This is a genomic window from Brevundimonas sp. Marseille-Q4549, from assembly GCF_976940555.1.
Map to the genome: position 1 here is coordinate 1,431,374 of NZ_CDRHXG010000001.1, position 16,304 is coordinate 1,447,677.

The 16,304-nt window shown below is 66.1% G+C and carries 17 protein-coding genes and 2 pseudogenes; 13 read left to right on the top strand and 6 right to left on the bottom strand.

Annotation, left to right across the window (positions count from 1 at the left end; translation table 11 throughout):
- Positions 1-104: 104 nt before the first annotated feature.
- Both ACWPV3_RS07075 and ACWPV3_RS07080 read left to right on the top strand, forming a co-directional pair.
- The gene (locus ACWPV3_RS07075) at positions 105-575 is read left to right on the top strand and encodes a TetR/AcrR family transcriptional regulator (RefSeq protein ID WP_453977384.1); all 471 of its coding nucleotides are present in this window, start codon (positions 105-107) and stop codon (positions 573-575) included.
- Between the two features lie 288 nt (positions 576-863).
- A pseudogene (locus tag ACWPV3_RS07080) lies at positions 864-1,029 on the top strand (IS3 family transposase); the annotation flags it as partial.
- A 96-nt stretch (positions 1,030-1,125) separates the two neighbouring features.
- On the opposite strand, the pseudogene ACWPV3_RS07085 reads toward ACWPV3_RS07080, so the two are convergent.
- The 3 genes and pseudogenes from ACWPV3_RS07085 to ACWPV3_RS07095 all read right to left on the bottom strand — a co-directional run.
- A pseudogene (locus tag ACWPV3_RS07085) lies at positions 1,126-1,610 on the bottom strand (IS5 family transposase); the annotation flags it as partial.
- Between the two features lie 72 nt (positions 1,611-1,682).
- The gene (locus ACWPV3_RS07090; RefSeq protein ID WP_453977385.1) at positions 1,683-3,128 is read right to left on the bottom strand and encodes an aldehyde dehydrogenase family protein; all 1,446 of its coding nucleotides are present in this window, start codon (positions 3,126-3,128) and stop codon (positions 1,683-1,685) included.
- Between the two features lie 84 nt (positions 3,129-3,212).
- Complete coding sequence (locus ACWPV3_RS07095; RefSeq protein WP_453977386.1) at positions 3,213-3,998, bottom strand: GntR family transcriptional regulator; 786 nt, start codon at positions 3,996-3,998, stop codon at positions 3,213-3,215.
- 176 nt (positions 3,999-4,174) lie between these two features.
- Between ACWPV3_RS07095 and ACWPV3_RS07100 the strand changes: the two genes are divergently transcribed.
- Together ACWPV3_RS07100 and ACWPV3_RS07105 are read left to right on the top strand one after the other, a co-directional pair.
- Entirely contained in the window at positions 4,175-5,128 is a 954-nt protein-coding gene (locus ACWPV3_RS07100; protein WP_292176411.1) for a nitrilase-related carbon-nitrogen hydrolase, read from the top strand.
- Positions 5,129-5,175: 47 nt separating this feature from the next.
- On the top strand, positions 5,176-6,429 hold the full coding sequence (locus tag ACWPV3_RS07105) for an MFS transporter (RefSeq protein WP_453977387.1): 1,254 nt from the start codon (positions 5,176-5,178) through the stop codon (positions 6,427-6,429).
- Here the strand turns inward: ACWPV3_RS07105 and ACWPV3_RS07110 are convergent.
- Entirely contained in the window at positions 6,420-7,307 is an 888-nt protein-coding gene (locus ACWPV3_RS07110; protein ID WP_453977388.1) for a hypothetical protein, read from the bottom strand. The two genes, ACWPV3_RS07105 and ACWPV3_RS07110, sit on opposite strands and share 10 nt — an antisense overlap.
- 76 nt (positions 7,308-7,383) lie before the next feature.
- Here ACWPV3_RS07110 and ACWPV3_RS07115 point away from each other — a divergent pair, with 76 nt between their 5' ends.
- Positions 7,384-7,686 (top strand): DUF1330 domain-containing protein, encoded by a 303-nt coding sequence (locus ACWPV3_RS07115; RefSeq protein WP_453977389.1) that lies wholly within the window; start codon positions 7,384-7,386, stop codon positions 7,684-7,686.
- 8 nt (positions 7,687-7,694) lie between these two features.
- Here ACWPV3_RS07115 and ACWPV3_RS07120 read toward each other — a convergent pair whose 3' ends face one another.
- Positions 7,695-8,060, bottom strand: coding sequence for a hypothetical protein (locus ACWPV3_RS07120; RefSeq protein WP_453977390.1), 366 nt, complete (start codon positions 8,058-8,060; stop codon positions 7,695-7,697).
- Complete coding sequence (locus ACWPV3_RS07125; RefSeq protein WP_453977391.1) at positions 8,057-9,283, bottom strand: class I SAM-dependent methyltransferase; 1,227 nt, start codon at positions 9,281-9,283, stop codon at positions 8,057-8,059. Before ACWPV3_RS07125 ends, ACWPV3_RS07120 begins: the two co-directional genes overlap by 4 nt.
- Positions 9,284-9,383: 100 nt before the next feature.
- On the opposite strand from ACWPV3_RS07125, the gene ACWPV3_RS07130 reads away from it, so the two are divergent.
- From ACWPV3_RS07130 to ACWPV3_RS07165, 8 genes are all read left to right on the top strand, one after another.
- The gene (locus ACWPV3_RS07130; RefSeq protein ID WP_453977392.1) at positions 9,384-9,695 is read left to right on the top strand and encodes a hypothetical protein; all 312 of its coding nucleotides are present in this window, start codon (positions 9,384-9,386) and stop codon (positions 9,693-9,695) included.
- Positions 9,695-10,531 (top strand): SDR family NAD(P)-dependent oxidoreductase, encoded by an 837-nt coding sequence (locus ACWPV3_RS07135; protein ID WP_453977393.1) that lies wholly within the window; start codon positions 9,695-9,697, stop codon positions 10,529-10,531. The genes ACWPV3_RS07130 and ACWPV3_RS07135 overlap by 1 nt, the downstream gene beginning before the upstream one ends.
- The gene (locus ACWPV3_RS07140) at positions 10,531-11,442 is read left to right on the top strand and encodes a polysaccharide deacetylase family protein (protein WP_453977394.1); all 912 of its coding nucleotides are present in this window, start codon (positions 10,531-10,533) and stop codon (positions 11,440-11,442) included. Before ACWPV3_RS07135 ends, ACWPV3_RS07140 begins: the two co-directional genes overlap by 1 nt.
- A gap of 70 nt (positions 11,443-11,512) precedes the next feature.
- Complete coding sequence (locus tag ACWPV3_RS07145; RefSeq protein WP_453977395.1) at positions 11,513-12,316, top strand: HpcH/HpaI aldolase/citrate lyase family protein; 804 nt, start codon at positions 11,513-11,515, stop codon at positions 12,314-12,316.
- A gap of 10 nt (positions 12,317-12,326) precedes the next feature.
- The gene (locus ACWPV3_RS07150; protein WP_024352617.1) at positions 12,327-12,848 is read left to right on the top strand and encodes a MaoC family dehydratase; all 522 of its coding nucleotides are present in this window, start codon (positions 12,327-12,329) and stop codon (positions 12,846-12,848) included.
- Entirely contained in the window at positions 12,848-14,035 is a 1,188-nt protein-coding gene (locus tag ACWPV3_RS07155) for an acyl-CoA dehydrogenase family protein (protein ID WP_453977396.1), read from the top strand. The genes ACWPV3_RS07150 and ACWPV3_RS07155 overlap by 1 nt, the downstream gene beginning before the upstream one ends.
- Positions 14,035-15,186: a CaiB/BaiF CoA transferase family protein gene (locus ACWPV3_RS07160; protein ID WP_453977397.1), complete on the top strand. Its 1,152-nt coding sequence runs from the start codon at positions 14,035-14,037 to the stop codon at positions 15,184-15,186. Before ACWPV3_RS07155 ends, ACWPV3_RS07160 begins: the two co-directional genes overlap by 1 nt.
- Positions 15,186-16,295 carry a CaiB/BaiF CoA transferase family protein gene (locus ACWPV3_RS07165; protein ID WP_453977398.1) on the top strand — a complete coding sequence of 370 codons (1,110 nt, stop codon included), beginning with the start codon at positions 15,186-15,188 and terminating at the stop codon, positions 16,293-16,295. The genes ACWPV3_RS07160 and ACWPV3_RS07165 overlap by 1 nt, the downstream gene beginning before the upstream one ends.
- Positions 16,296-16,304: the final 9 nt, after the last annotated feature.

A 16,304-nucleotide genomic window follows, 5' to 3' on the forward strand; every position in this document is an offset into this window, starting at 1 on the left:
CCCCTGATGAGGCCCGCCAGGAGGCGTTGGCCTGCGCACGTACGCGTTTGCTTGCAGGCGGACCCGACTCCGTCACGCTCAAGGCCGTGGCCGACGACTTGGGCATGACCCATGCCAACCTCATCCATCATTTTGGTTCCGCCGAAGGCCTTCAGTCCGCCTTGATGGGGTCCATGGTCGCTGACCTGTCTCACGCACTGGACACAGCGATCGCTCGATTACGTACGGATGACGGGGCGCCCTTGGAACTGGTCAACGCCGTGTTCGACGCCTTTTCAGAAGGGGGAGCGGGAAAGCTGGCGGCCTGGATCGTGCTGAAAGGCGACCTGTCGCACCTAGAGCCCGTTCGCAGTGCGGTGAACGGGCTGGTTCACGCCATCCAGGAAAAGCTCGGCGATCCCTCGGACGACAGCCAGATACGCCTGTCCTCCGCCGTCCTCTTCATCGCCCTGAGCGCCTTTGGTGAAGCTCTGATCGGAGAGCCGCTCAGAGACATGCTCCATCAAGACGACCACGCCAGCCGCCGTGTCGTAGCGGGCTTGCTGCCCTATTTCGTCGCCCGTTCCGAGCGGTAGAGGCAGGGGTGCTGTCAGGTTAAGCGCACCTAAGGCAAAGCTTCCCCATCCTAAATTCCCTCAGATAGTATTGTCAGCCCAAAGCCCTTGCGCGTCCGACTGGGTCGGACAGCGTGGCCTTATGGCCAAGTGATCCTCCCTCGTTTGAGTGGATACCCATCCTAGCTTTTTCGAGCTGGAGAGAGGAAATGTCTGATGAGTGTTCAACGCCGGGTGTTTCCGGAATCGTTCAAGCGGGAGGCCGTATGGGCCTGACCCTAGCTTTTTGGAGCTGGAGAGGAATGTCTGATGAGTGTTCAGGTGTTTCCGGATTCGTTCAAGCGTGAGGCCGTTGATCGGGTCGCCAACAGCGGGCTGACTGCCGGGGCAGTGGCCAGGGTACTTGGGCCTGCATGAGACGGTGCTGTGTCGCTGTATGCGCGGTTGGGGGGACCAGCCCGCCGCGGGGACGCGGTGGCGCTTGAACGACAGTGGTTTCACCAAACAGGCCCTCCGGTCAGCGGCTTCCGCCAGGTGAAGTGGAGACAATTTAGCGTTAGACCGATAGCACCTTGGGCTGGCTGTCCAGAAGAGCAGCGGCGCCGATGTAGTCGCTGACCTGACCCGCCATCATGAACAGGCTGATCGGACGTTCACTCGCATCGGTTACGGCGTGAAGCTTTGTGTTCATGCCGCCTTGCGTACGACCGATCGGCCGCCCGACCCCCTTTTTTACCACGAGGCTTGAAGCCATGCGGCGATCTTTCAGATAGGTCGCGTCGATCATGACCGTGCGACGCTCGGTCTGTGCGCCCGACAGTCCCTCCATCATCCGAATAAAGACGCCGGCTTCATTCCAACGCTTCCAGCGATTGTAGAGCGTTTTATGCGGCCCCTAGGCCGCTGGCGCATCCCTCCAGCGCAGGCCGATCGTGGTTGACGAAGACTATCCCGCTCAACACCTATGGTCATCCACTCTGGGCGTGCCGTGGCTCTTGGGGAGTAGGGTTTCAGCCGAGCCATCTGCTCGTCTGTCAGCCGATACAGGTCCCTCATGGTCCAGAATCTTCAGGAGTCTGATTCCGATCGCATGCCTCATATCAATGGGTCCTGAGCCTAGTTCGATTGTCAGGCGTCTTCTGAAAACACCTGGATGGGCAGGGGCGGGGCGGTGTTGGCGATCAGCGCCTTGCGTCGCAGGAAGCGCGCGAGTCCATCGGCGCCCATGCGCGAGGGGCCGAGGCCGGAGGACTTGAAGCTCTGTTTGCCGGCTTCATGGAACAGGGTGGTCAGCGCTGCGTCGTTCAGACTGATCGCGCCGGCTTCGATCTGACGACCGATACGGGCGGCGGTTTCGATGTCGGCGGCGAAAACCGCGCCCGAGAGACCGTACTCGCCGTCGTTCGCCAGGCGCACGGCCTCGGCCTCGTCGTCGAACGCCATGACGGGCAGGATCGGGCCGAAGGTCTCCTCGCGCATGACGGCCATGTCGTGATCGACGTCCGCAATGACAGTGGGGTGCAGCCACAGGCCGCCGCCGAGGGTTTCGATCTCGCCGCCGGTCAGGATGCGCGCGCCGCGTGCGCGCGCATCCTCGATCTGCGTGCGCAGGATCTCGGCCTGCCGTTCAAAGATGATGGGGCCGATGTCGCCTTGCGAAATGTCCGGCCAATTCAGGCGGACCTGGTCGGCCAAGGTCGTGAGGCGGTCCAGAAATTCGTCATGCACCTGACGCGCGACATAGATCCTTTCGATGGATTGACAGGCCTGGCCGGTCGATAGCGCTGCGCCTCTCAAGGCCGCCGTGGCGGCGGCGTCCAGATCGGCGCCTTCAAACACGATCAGGGGGTCTTTGCCGCCCAGCTCCAGGAAGGCGGGGATCAACCGGCCCGCGCCCTGTATCGCCACACGACGGCCCGTAGGGACGGAGCCCGTGAAACAAACGCAATCGACCAGATCGACCAGGGCCTGACCCGTGGCGCCGTCGCCGGGCACGAATGTCAGGACGTCTGTCAGTTCCGGAACCTCGGCGATCGCCGCCGTCAACGGCGCCACAAAGCGAGGCGTCACCTCGGACGGTTTGACGATGACGGCGCAGCCGGCCACCAGGGCGGGGATGGCGTCGATCATCGACAGGAGGAAGGGAAAATTCCAGGGGCTGATCACGCCGACCAGGGGATAAGGCGCCCATTGTGGCGAGTGTCGAATGTGGGGTGAGGCGCGTCCCTCGATCCAGTCCTGCGCGTCGAAGGCGCCGGCCGCGGCGGCTGCGCCGGCCAGCGTCCCGTGCAGGCTGCCGACCTCGATGCCCGCGATACGACGTCGTCCCGTGTCGCGTTCCAGGGCGGCGGCGATTTCGGGGCGATGAGCTTCCACGGCCTGACCGAAGCGACGCAGGACGGCAATGCGACCTTCGAAGCCCAGCGCTTGCCAATCGACCTGGGCCTTGCGGGCGCGCCGGGCGATGTCGGCCAAAGCGGAGGAGGAATGAGCCTCGATCACGCCATCGGTTTGTCCTGTTCTCGGGTCGCGCAGGCGGATGGCGCGAGGCGTGTCCGAAGTGGCGGGCATCATGCGGCGTCCCCTTAAATGATCTATTCCTATATCATTTTATGTGTGTCACATTGCAAGGGTGATCGGCGAGTTTACGCCGCTGTTTCAGCCGCCGCCCGCCGGCTTCCTGCGATGAGTTTTGACGTGGTACTGGAACCTGTCCGAACGATAGTGCGAATGGATCAGCTGCACGGGCCGACCCTGGGCGTCGCGCATCACACGCTCGACCTTCAAAAGCGGCGCGCCGCCCGAAACCCCGAGCGCCGCCGCGACCAACGGCTCGGCGCCGACCGCCGTGATCCATTGCTCGGCATCGAACACCGCAGCGCCCGCGCGTTCCAGCAGGGTCAGCAGGGACGTGGTCGCCAGGTCCTTCATCGAAAAATGCTCGGCGATGTCGCCGGGAATGTAGGTGACGAGATGGGAGAAGGGTTCTCCCTGCAGCATCCGTCGGCGAACCGCGCGCTGAACGGGGGCGCCTGTCTCGATTTCCAGGAATTTCGCGATCGTCGCGTCCGCCTGGATGTTGGCGACGTCGATGACTTCGATCTGCGTTTCCAGCCCCATGATGTGGAGGCTTTCCAGCAAGTTGTCGAACGATCCCTTGACCACTGGAATCGCGGGCGCCGAGGTGACGATCGTTCCGCGTCCGCGATGCCGGTGCAGCAGCCCGTCGGCCGCCAGTTCGTTCAACGCGCGCTTCACCGTGATGCGAGAGACATTGAACATCCGCGCCAGATGCTGCTCGCCTGGCAGCATGGCATCGGGCGGTATGGCTCCCGACCGGATCTGCTCTCGAAGCACCAGATAGATCTGGTGATAGAGCGGCGTCGGCAGGCTCTCGTCCAACTGGGTCGCCGCGGGCAAAGGCCAGGTTTCGTTTTCGCTCATCCAAGGCTCCCCGAGACCGTTCCGGCACGGCCTTCATATGTGCTTTAAGTATAACATTATGACAGAAATGGCTTAATAGATATATGTCAATTCCTTCGCCCTATATCGCTCTCGCCTTGCAGACCGCCTGCGATGCGGTGAATTCCGATCAGACTACCGAGGCGGCACGAGAGCGGATGGCCCGTTCGCTCGAGCGCATCCGTGCACAGATCCTCGGCTCCAAGCGGTTTATCGGGACGGATGTGCGTCTGGTCGTTCTGCCGGAGTACTTCCTGACCGGCTTCCCCATGGGAGAGCCGGCGGCGGTCTGGGCCGAAAAGGCGGCGCTGGAAATCGACGGGCCAGAATATCAGGCGCTGGGTCGGATCGCGACCGAGGCCGACGTCTTCATCGGCGGCAACGCCTATGAGCGCGATCCCCACTTTCCCGGCCTCTATTTCCAGACTTCCTTCGTCGTGGCGCCGTCGGGGGAGACGGTGCTGCGGAACCGGCGCCTGGTGTCGATGTTCGCGCCCAGTCCCTATGACGTCTACGATCGCTATGTGGAGGTCTATGGCAGGGACGCCCTGTTCCCCGTCGTCGACACCGAGATCGGACGGCTGGCGGCCATTTCGTCGGAAGAAATCCTCTATCCGGAGATCGCGCGCGCCCTGGCCCTGCGCGGCGCCGAGGTCATCGTCCATCCCACCAGCGAGGCGGCCTCGCCCATCCCCAGCCCCAAGAACATCGCCAAACAGGCGCGGGCGATAGAAAATCTGGCCTATGTCGTTTCGGCCAACAGCGCCGGGATCGACGGCATTACCATACCCCGCGCCTCGACGGACGGCAGTTCGAAGGTGATCGACTATCGCGGTCTGGTGCTGGCGGAAGCGGGCTATGGCGAGAGCATGACAGGATACGCCGAGATCGACATCTCGGGTCTGCGTCGCTACCGCCGCCGTCCCGGCATGGCCAACATCCTTTCGCGTCAGCCCATGGGTCTATGGCGCGAAGCTTATGAAGGCTTCGACATTCAGCCGCGCAACAGCCTGCTGGACGAGGCGGGCCAGCCCGTCACGCCCACGCCGCCCTTCTATGCCGAGCGACAACGCAAGGCGATCCAGGGCCTGGTCGACAAGGGCGCGGTTTAGGTCTGCGCGAAGGACTGACTTCAGAGATCACCGAGGGGAAGAGCACGATGCGCGACGACGCGAAGGGATATGGCGAGTTTCGCCAAGGCTGGCCGGTGGTGGTCGCCGCCATGTTGGGGATCGGGCTGGGGCTATCGCCCGTGCCCCTCTATACGACGGGGGCCCTGGCGCCCCACCTGGCCCAGGCCTTCGGCTGGGGGTTCGGCCAGATCATGGCCGGGTTGACGGTGATGACCTTGACGGTGCTGCTGGCCGCGCCGGTGGCGGGTATGCTGGCCGATCGATACGGCGTCCGGCCGGTGGCCCTGACCTCGGTGGTCCTGTTCGGCCTCAGCTTCATGGGGTTCGCCCTGTCGAACGGGTCGCTGCCGCTCTACTACGCCACCTGGGCCGTCATGGCCGTGGCGGGGGCGGGGACCCTGCCGATCACCTGGACGCGCGCGGTCAACAACTGGTTCGAGACGCGCAAGGGCCTGGCCCTGGGCGTGGCGCTTCTGGGCACCGGCCTGTTCGGCTTCCTGGTCAAGCCGCTGACGGCCTGGCTGGTGGCGGAGTTCGGGTGGCGCGGGGCTTATGTGGCTATCGGCGCCCTGCCGCTGATCCTGGCCCTTCCGGTCGGGTGGTTCTTCTTCCGCGACAAGGACGGCGGGGCGGGCGAGACCGTCGCCGAGCGACGCGCGCGCCAGGCGGCCCTGTCGGCGGCGACGCCGGGACTGACCTTTGGCCAGACGCTGCGTGACTGGCGTTTCTGGGTGCTGGGCGTCGCCTTCCTGCTGGTCAGTTTCGCGGTCGGCGGGTCGATCCCCAACATGGAGAAGATCCTGGGCCAGGCCGGTTTCGGCGCCGATGACGTCGTGTGGCTGGCCTCGCTGATCGGCCTGTCGGTCATCGTGGGGCGCATTCTCGGCGGCTGGCTGATCGACCGCTTCTGGGCGCCGGCCGTGGCCTTCATCTTCCTGGCCATTCCCGCCCTGGCCTATTGGCACCTGGCCTCGGGCGGCACGGATACGACGGTGACGGCCCTCTCCATCTTCGTCATCGGCTTCGCGGCGGGACTGGAATACGACCTGATGGCCTTCCTGGTCGCCCGCTATTTCGGGATGAAGGGCTATGGAGCCATCTACGGCGCCCTCTACGGCTTCTTCGCCCTGGGGGCCGGGTTCGGGCCGGTGGTGTTTGGCGCGGGCTTCGACAAGAGCGGATCCTACGCCGGGCCGCTGCATGGTTCGGCGGGTCTGTTGCTGGCGTCGGCCGTGCTGCTGTTGCTGCTGGGTCGCTATCGCAGGTTCGATCAGGCCTGAACCAGTTCGATCAGGGTGTCGTCGGGGCCGATCAGGGTCCCGACGGCCTTGCCGCCGTAGATCGCGCCGTCGCGCATGACGGGGGCGGAGAACCATGGCGCCCGCACGGTACTCAGGTCCGGGTGGACGAAGGTGGTCAGGGCGACGCCGGGGAACAGGTCGTCCGTCTTGCGCGGGCGAGGCGTCGCGCCTTGCGGATACTGATCCAGCTCCAGGAAGCCGTCACCCTGATGCAGACCCATGGCGATGGGGTGCTTGTGTTCGACGGGCAGGTCGAAGGCCTTGGCCAGCATGGTGTAGGTGATCGCCATCGTGGGGCTGGTCTCCACGCCCAGGGCCGCCTCGACCCAGGCCTTGGACGTTTCGAGGTCGGAGCAAGCGAGAACCATGATGAAGACCCTGTCGATCAGGCTCTCGGCGCGCGGCAGGCGCATCCCCGGCGGATCGTCCTCGATCTGGGTCAGATAGACGATCTCGCCGTCCGGTCCCCGCACCTGCATGGCGTGGATCATCGGCATGCCGTCCAGACGACGCGGCGGACCGATCACCTCGAACGGGCAGTTCCGCTTCTGCATCCGCTCCTGCACGGCCAGGACGTCGGCGACGCAGATCTCGGTCGCCGCCCAACCGAAGCTGCGCAGGGGGCGGTAGTCCGCCGGCGCCTCTCCCTCCACGAAACGCAGGAAAAGCGGCGCGCCGGATTCAGGACGGCAGACGACTTGACGACGCTCGGCGACGCCCGGCGCGGCCCAACTCGCGGCCAGGATCGGATCGATCGGGCCGCTCTCGACCGTCTGATAACCCAGCCATTCGCCATAGCGTTTGGCGGCGGCGTTCGGGTCGGGCGTCGTCAGGGTGGCGGCGCGCAGCATCCGCATCAGGCGTCTCTCTTTCGGCGGTCGGAGTTGGTATGAAGATGGATCATTTGAAACGTGTTGTCCCGACGGAGCCGTCATGCCCGCCTATCTGATCGTCACGGCCGTCTTGCATGACCGGCAGGCCTTTCTCGACGGTTATGGCGCAGCCGCGGCCGAGTTGGTTCAATCTTTGGGTGCGCGTTACCGGCTGATGCGGCCCGACGGCCAGGTGCTGGAAGGCGACGGGCCGCATCGGGTCTCGGTGGTCATCGAGGAATGGCCCGACAAGGAGACGGTCCTGCGTTTCTGGAACAGTCCCGAATACGCCGAGGTGCGCAGGCTGCGTGAGGGTCTGGCCGACTGTCGCGTCGTGGTGGTGGAATCCGACACGCCGCTGTGACGACGTTATCAGGCGCCGTCCGACAGTTCGACCGCCACCTCTTCGGAACGAATGTCGCCCTTGGCGTCGGCGGCGATGGCTTCGCCCTCCTGCTGGACGATGCGCAGGACGCGGACCAGATATTCCTGCATCCACAGGCCGCGCTCGGCCGCCTGATCGGCGTCGGGGCGGAAGGCGTCGATCTCCTCGCGCGTCATCACGCCCTTGGCTTCCAGGATGCGCTCCAGGGTATCCATGCGCTGACGGGCGACGGCCAGTTCCTGGACCGCCGCCATGGCGATGCCCAGCACCCGCTCCACCTCCTGCTCCAGGAAATAGGGGCGTTTGCCCGCCGGCTTTGCCGAGGCGACGTCGAGGGCGAGGGGCAGGCTCATTTACGGGCTCCGATGACGTGCCAGGCCGCCTTGCGGCCGAAGTCCTCGCTGTCGTCGTCGGCGGCGTCGGGGAAGAGGTCCCGGTCGACCACGGCCGTCACGCCGACGTGCAGCAGCTTGTCGCGCGCGAAACCCGCCTCGACCAGCCAGCCGTCCAGGTCGATCTCATGCAAGGTGCTCCAGAAGGGCTCGTTGTTGTAGAAACAGTCCCAGTCCCGCATCGCCTGTTCGAACAGGGGCATGTCCGGCGTGTACTGCGGCTGTTCGACGTGCAGAACGAAGCCGCCGGGCGCCAGGACGCGATGGCTTTCGGCGAAGATCGCCTTCATCGAGGCGTAGGACAGTTCGTGCAGGAACATGGTGGTCTGCACCCAGTCGAAATGTCCGTCGGCCCAGCGCGACAGGTCCGATCCGTCGGCCTGGACGAAGGTGATGTTCTCCACGCCCAGCGACCTGGCCCGCGCCAGACCGTAGCGCAGCATGGGCGCGCCCACGTCGATGGCGATCACCTCGGCGTCGGGGAAGGCCTGGGCGATGGGCACGATGTTGTGGCCCAGGGTGCAGCCGATATCCAGGATGCGGCGGGGCCGGAAATCCGGGTGGGCCTTCTTCATCCAGGCGGCCACGGCCTGACCGCCGCCGTCCAGATAGCGGCCCAGCATCCCGCCCGTGGTGGCGAAGATGCCGTGGTCGTAACTGGCCGCTACGGTCACGTCGCCCTCGAACAGTTCGGAATGATAGCTGCCGGGCATGCAGTGGTGATCGACCGCCGAGACATAGCGCGGGATCGGCAGGCTCGGGTCCAGTTGAAGCCGGGGATCGTCCCGGGTCAGGTCGCGCACCTTGGCGGCCAGCGCCTCGGCCTGGCGGGCGGCGGTCCAGCGGCCGGCCTGCTGGCGCTGCTCCATGGTCAGGCGGCGCAGGGCGGACCAGGTCTGGAACATCGGGTCCTGAGCCAGAGCCTTGCGCACCTCGTGGCGCGACCTGGGTTGTCCGGACGTCTTGACCAGTTCCGGCTCGACCCGCCGTTCCCACGCCGTCTTCACGAACGGCATGACCCGCGTCGACAGGTGCCGGTTCATGTGGGCGAGGAAATTCAGGCGTGCGACCTCGTCGTGATCCGTTTCCGGAAAGACGGCGTGACGGCCCACGGCCTGATAATCCGGCGGTCCGTCATAGGCCTGGGCGGGGCCGGCGTTGGCGATAGAGGGGGAGGCGGTCATGCAAACCTCGCTTCCGGGCTTTTCCAAGCAAATGGTCTATGTTTATATCTTTATTCTGACACGGCGGCGCAAGGCTGTCGAGCGATAGGGGAGGATGCAGATGGCCGGCACGCGGATCATCGCCTATTTCAATCTGAAGCCCGGCGTTTCGGTCGCCGACTATGAGGCCTGGGCCCGGTCGACGGACGTTCCCACGGTCAACGGCCTGCCGTCCATCGAGCGATTCGAGGTGTTTCGCTCCACCGCCGTCCTGGGGTCGGACGCGCCGCCGCCCTATGCCTATTTCGAGATCATCGACGTGGCCGACATGGAGGCCTTCGGTCAGGATGTGGCGACGCCCCTGATGCAGAAGATCGCCGGCGACTTCCAGGGCATGGCCGACGTGGTCTTCGTTCTGACCGAGCGTCTTTGATGGGCCGTTTCACCGGCAAGGTCGCCGTCGTCACCGGCTCGGGCCGCCGCAAGGGCCTGGGCGAGGCCATCGCCGTCCAACTGGCCTCGGAAGGCGCTGCGGTGGTCGTTTCCGACATCGGCGCCTCGCGCGATGCGGCGACGCCCGGCGCCATGATCGGCGCCACCGAGGAGATGGAGGCCGTCGCCGCCGACCTGCGCGCCCTGGGCGTTTCCGCCTCGACCTTCGCCTGCGACGTGCGCGATCCCATCCAGGTCAACGCCCTGGCCGACCATGCGGTCGCGACCCACGGGGGGCTGGACATCTGGGTCAACAACGCCGGCATCGGCTACATCATGAAGCCCCTGCTGGAGGTGACGCCGGACGATTGGAACGCGGTGATCGGGGTCAACCTGACCGGCGCCTTTTTCGGCCTTCAGGCCGCCGCCCGCGTAATGGCGGCGCAAGGAAAAGGCGGGCGTATCGTCAACATCGCCAGCCAGGCCGCCAAGTCCGGCTTTCCCCACGCCCAGGCCTACACCGCGTCCAAGCACGGGCTGGTGGGTCTGGTCCGCTCGGCCGCGATCGAGCTGGGGCCGCTAGGGATCACCGTCAACAACGTCTGCCCGAACCATGTCACCACGGGACTGGGCGCCTGGCAGAACAAATATTTCGCCAAGGTCACCGGGGCGGATTCGGTCGAGGACTATCTGAAGAAGATGGCGGCCCGCATCCCCATGCAGCGCCCCGGCCTGACCCAGGACACCGCCAACGCCGTCGCCTTCCTCTGCTCGGAGGAGGCCGCCTACATCACCGCCGAGAGCCTCAACGTCTCGGGCGGAGAGGAACCGCACTGATGAACCGTCCGCCCGCCACGCCCGCCGTTCCGCCCGAGGGCTTCACCTGGCCGAACGGCGCCAAGCTGGCCCTGTCTGTCGTCGTCAATGTCGAGGAGGGCGCCGAGCAGAACATCGTCGACGGCGACAAGGGCCCCGAGCCGGTCGACGAACTGTCGGCCTCGCCCAAGCGGGCGATGCGCGTCCACGGCAACGAGAGCAACTACCAGTACGGCATCCGCGCCGGGGCGCCCCGCGTGCTGCGCGAGCTGGATCGGGCGAGGATCAAGGCGACGTGGACGGCGGCGGCCCTGGCGCTGGAGCGCGCGCCCTGGCTGGCCGAGGCCATCGTCGCGCGCGGCGACGAGGTCTGCTGCCACGGTTGGCGCTGGGCGCACCAGTTCTGGATGAAGGAAGAGGCCGAGCGCGACTATATCAGGAAAGGCCGCGACTCCCTGGAGCGCACCACGGGAAAGCGTCCGGCGGGATGGCTGTCCCGCTATCTCCATACCGACGTCACGCGGCGTCTGCTGGTGGAGGAGGGCTTCACCTATCACATGGACGACTATTCTGACGATTTTCCCTACTGGGATCTGGTCGAGATGTCGGACGGGTCGAAGACGCCGATGGTGGTGCTGCCCTACGCCATCGATTCCAACGACATGAAGTTCTGGCTGGCGCCGTCCCTGACGCCGCAGAACTGGACCGACTACGCCATCGACACTTTCGAGCAACTGCATGCCGAGGCGAACGAGATCGGCGCCCGCTACATGAGCCTGGGCCTGCACCTGCGGATCATCGGGCGGCCGGGCCGGATCGGCGCCTTCAAGGCCTTCCTCGACCACGTGAAGACCCGGCCCGACGTCTGGATCGCCTCGCGCGAGGAGATCGCCGCCGCCTTCGCCGCCGCCGTACCGCCGCCCTCGGCTTGAGCGGTGCGAAATCCATTTGACCGGACAAATCCTGCCTTCTAGTTTGTCCGGACATTTAAGCGTGAGTCCGATGATCCACCGTTCCCTTCTGTTCGTCCCCGGCGCCAGGCCCGAGCGTTTCGAAAAGGCCCTGGCGGCCGGCGCCGACGTGACCTGCATCGACCTGGAGGACGGCACCCCGCCGCAGTCCAAGGACGAGGCGCGGGCCGCGACCGCCGCCTTCGTCGCCGAACGTCCGGCGGCGGTGCGGATCAACGGCGTCGGCACACCCTGGTTCGAGGCCGATGTGGAGGCTCTGAAGGGGATCGCGGGCCTGACCCTGATCATGCTGCCCAAGGCCGAGAGCGCCGAACAGGTCGCCCTGTTGTCCGAGAAGCTGGGGCCGGGCCACGCCCCCCTCTGGGTCGTGATCGAATCGACCGAGGGGCTCAAGAACGCCTGGGACATCGCCGCCGCTCCGGGGCTGGAGGGGGTGCTGTTCGGCGGCGCCGACTATTCCGTCGACATCGGCTCGGACATGGAATGGGACGCGCTGGCCTATGCGCGGGGCCGGCTGGTCGCCGCCTGCGCGCGGGCGGGTGTCCAGCTTCTGGACGTGCCCTTCCTCGATGTGCGCGATCCGGACGGCCTGATCGCCGCCACGCGCCGGGTGCGGGCCATGGGCTTCACCGGCCGCGCCTGCATCCATCCCGATCAGGTCAGGGGCGTGCACGAGGCCCTGACCCCGACCCCTGCCCAGGTCGAACACGCGAACAAGGTCGTCGAGACCTTCGAGGCGGCCCAGGGCGGCCCGGCCCTGCTGAACGGCAAGCTGATCGACCTTCCCATCCTGAGGGCCGCCGAGCGCGTCCTCGACACCGCAAAAAGAAGCTGAGAGACGAACCATGGTCCAGAACGTCAAACAGGTCGGTCCGCAACGCTACCGCGAGACCTTCGGCCGCTATTTCGAGGACTTCGTCGTCGGCGACGTCTATGAGCACCGCCCCGGCAAGACGGTGACGGAATACGACAACCACCTCTTCACCCTGCTGACGCTGAACACCCATCCGATGCATTTCGACGCGGAGTTCGCGGCGGCCTCGGAGTTCAAGAAGAACCTGGTGGTCAGCCCCTACACCCTGGCCCTGCTGATCGGCATGAGCGTGACCGACACCAGCCAGAAGGCCATCGCCAATCTGGGCATGGACGAGGTCAAGTTCACCGCCCCCGTCTTCGCCGGCGACACCATCTACGGCGAGAGCGAGGTGTTGGAGAAGCGCGAGAGCAAGTCGCGTCCCGGCCAGGGCATCGTCACAATCAACACCATAGGCAAGAACCAGCGGGGCGAGGTCGTCTGCACTTTCAAGCGCAATCTGCTGATCCCCGCGCGCGGCAACGCCGTCGAGGACAAGGTGGGCCACTACTGATGAGCGAATCCCACATCACAGAGGCCGACGAGCGCGCCATCCTGGACGCCATCGACAAGTGGCTGGAGCAGAAGGTCGCCCCCGTCGCCATGCAGTTGGAGCATGACGACGAATACCCGGCCGAGCTGGTCCAGGACATGATCGACCTGGGCCTGTTCGGCGCCTTGGTCGATCCGGAATACGGGGGCCTGGGCCTGTCGGCGACGACCTATTCGCGCATCGTGGCGCGGATCAGCGAGGAGTGGATGAGCCTGACCGGCGTGTTCAACTCCCACCTGATGATGTGCATCGTCGTGCAGAAGTTCGGCACCCAGAAGCAGAAGGACTACTGGCTGCCGAAGTTCGCGGCCGGCGAACTGCGCGGCTGCCTGGGCCTGACCGAACCCGACGCGGGCACCGATCTTCAGGGCATCCGCACCACAGCGAAGAAGGTCGGCGAAAAATACGTCGTCAACGGCGCGAAGACCTGGATCACCAACGTCGTCAACGGCCACTGCCTGGCCCTGCTGGTGAAGACCGATCCCGACGCCAATCCCCGCTACAAGGGGATGAGCATGCTGATCACGCCCAAGATCGACCCCGAGACCCGCGCGCCCCTGCCGGGCGTGCAGGCGGGCCGCAAGCTGCCCAAGCTGGGCTACAAGGGCGTCGACACCGGCGAGATCGCCTTCGATGGCTATGAGTGCGACGCCGAGATGTGCCTGATCGGCGGCGAGGAGGGGCAGGGCTTCTTCATGGCCACCGGGGGGCTGGAGATCGGCCGCATCAACGTCGCCGCGCGCGGCGTCGGCGTGGCTCGCCGCGCCCTGAAGGAGGCGGTGCGCTATTCCCAGGAGCGCAAGACGATGGGCAAGCCCATCTGCGAACACCAGGCCATCCAGACCAAGCTGGGCGAGATGGCGACCAAGGTTCGCGCGTCGGAGCTTTTGGTCGAGGACGCTGCCCGCCTCTACGACCGGGGCGAGCGTGTGGACATGGAGGCGGGCATGGCCAAGTTCTTCGCCTCCGAGACGGCGCTGGAAGTCGCCACCGAGGCCATGCGCATCCACGGCGCCTACGGCTATTCCAAGGAGTTCGTGGTCGAGCGCCTGTACCGCGACGCTCCCCTGATGTGCATCGGCGAGGGCTCCAACGAGATCCAGCGCATCATCATCGCCAAGCAGCTGATCGCCAGGAACAAGATCTGATGAACCGTCCCCTGGAAGGCGTGCGTATCATCGCCGTCGAACAATACGGCGCCGGTCCCTACGGCACCCAGCTGCTCAGCGAACTGGGCGCCGAGGTCATCAAGATCGAGGCGGTGTCGATGGGCGGCGATGTCAGCCGCGCCACCGGCCCCTTCTTCCTGGGCGAGAACGACAGCCACTTCTTCCAGACCTTCTCGCGCGGCAAGAAGTCGGTGACGATCGAACTGAAGACGCCCGAGGGCCGCGCCGCCTTCGACCGCCTGGTGGCCACGGCCGACGCCGTGGTCAACAATCTGCGCGGAGACCAGCCGGCCAAGCTGAAGATCGCCCATGACGACCTGAAGGCGATAAAGCCCTCCATCGTCTGCGGCCACCTGTCGGCCTATGGCCGGGACAATTCGCGCAAGACCTGGCCCGGCTACGACTATCTGATGCAGGCGGAAGCCGGGTTCATGAGCCTGACCGGAGAGCCGGACGGCCCGCCGATCCGCTTCGGCCTGTCCATGGTCGACTTCATGACCGGCTCGGTCTTCGCCCTGGGCGTCGTCTCGGCCATCCTGGGCGCGCGGCGGACAGGCGCGGGCTGCGACGTGGACGTCTCCCTGTTCGACGTGGCCCTGCACCAGACCTCCTATCCGGCGACCTGGGCCATGAACGAAGGCTATGAGATCGAGCGGATGCCGCGCGCGGCCCACCCCTCCATCGCTCCGTCGCAACTGGTCCGGACGGCCGACGGCTGGGCCATGCTGATGTGCCAGACGCCCAAATTCTGGGACGCCTTCTGCGCCATAGCCGAACGCCCGGACCTGAAGGCCGACCCGCGCTTCGCCGATATCCCGACACGCCGCGCGAACATCGAGGCCCTGACCGAGGCGCTGGACGCCGTCATGCAGACGAAGACCACCAACGAATGGCTGATCCTGCTGGGCGGCCAGGTTCCTTTCGCCCCGGTGCGCGGCCTGAAGGAGGCGCTGGACAACCCTTACGTCGCCGAGGTCGGCATGCGCGACGTGGTCGACCATCCGGAACGCGCGGGCGGGCTGCACCTGCTGGCCTGTCCGATCAAGATCGACGGCAAGCGGGCGCCGGGCCTGCGCGCTCCGCGCATGGGCGAGCACAACGCCGAACTGCTGGACGAAGGCGCGGCCTGATGAAGCTGGAAGGCGTCAAGGTTCTGGACCTGTCCCTGTTCCTGCCGGGACCGATGCTGACGCTGATGATGGCGGACCACGGCGCCGACGTGATCAAGATCGAGCCGCCGGGCGAGGGCGAACCGACGCGCCATGTCGGTTACGTCAAGAACGGCGCCTCGGTCTGGTTCCGCAACACCCATCGCGGCAAGCGCAGCCTGGGCCTGAACCTGAAGACGCCCGAGGGTCTGGCCGTCTTCCACGCCCTGGCGGCCGAGGCCGACGTGATCGTCGAGGCCTTCCGTCCCGGCGTGGCCGACCGGCTGGGCGTCGGCTACGACGCCGTGCGCGCCTATAATCCCGGCGTGGTCTATTGCGCCATCAGCGCCTTCGGCCAGGACGGCGCCTATCGTGACCTGCCGGCTCATGACGTGGCGGTGCAGGCGTTGGCGGGCGTGGTGTCGCTGAACGAAGGTCAGGACGGCAAGCCCGCCATGCCGCACATGCCGGTGGCGGACGCCTTCTCCTCCCTGGCGGCCCTGTCGGGCGTGCTGATGGCCCTGCTGCGGCGGACGACGACGGGGCAGGGGGACTATCTCGACGTCTCCATGTACGACAGCACCCTGGCCTGGACGCCCAATGTCACCGGCCGCATCTTCGCAACCGGACAGGCGCATGAGCCCAAGGACGAGCGGTCCTGGGGCGGCGCGGCCTTCTACAACCTGTACGAATGCGCGGACGGCCAGTGGGTCGTGCTGGGCGGGTCGGAGCTGAAGTTCGCTAGGAACCTGCTGACGGCGCTGGACCGGCCCGACCTGATCGCGGTCGCGGCCCTGCCGCCCGGCCCGGATCAGGAACCCCTGCGCGCCTTCCTGCGCCAGATTTTCGCTACACGCACGCGGGCGGAGTGGGAGGCCTGGTTCAAGGGGCGCGACGTCTGTTTCGCCCCTGTCCGTACCCTGAAGGAGACCTTCGACGATCCGGCGACGGCCCAGCGCGGCATGATCGCCCTGGACGCCGGGGGGAACGAGGTGGTCGGCACGCCGCTGCGCTTCCGCGAGGAGCCAGCGAAAATCGATCCGCGCCTGCCGGGCGAACCGGCGGCGCCCGACGCGGTCCGCTGGCGATGAGCCGCCGAG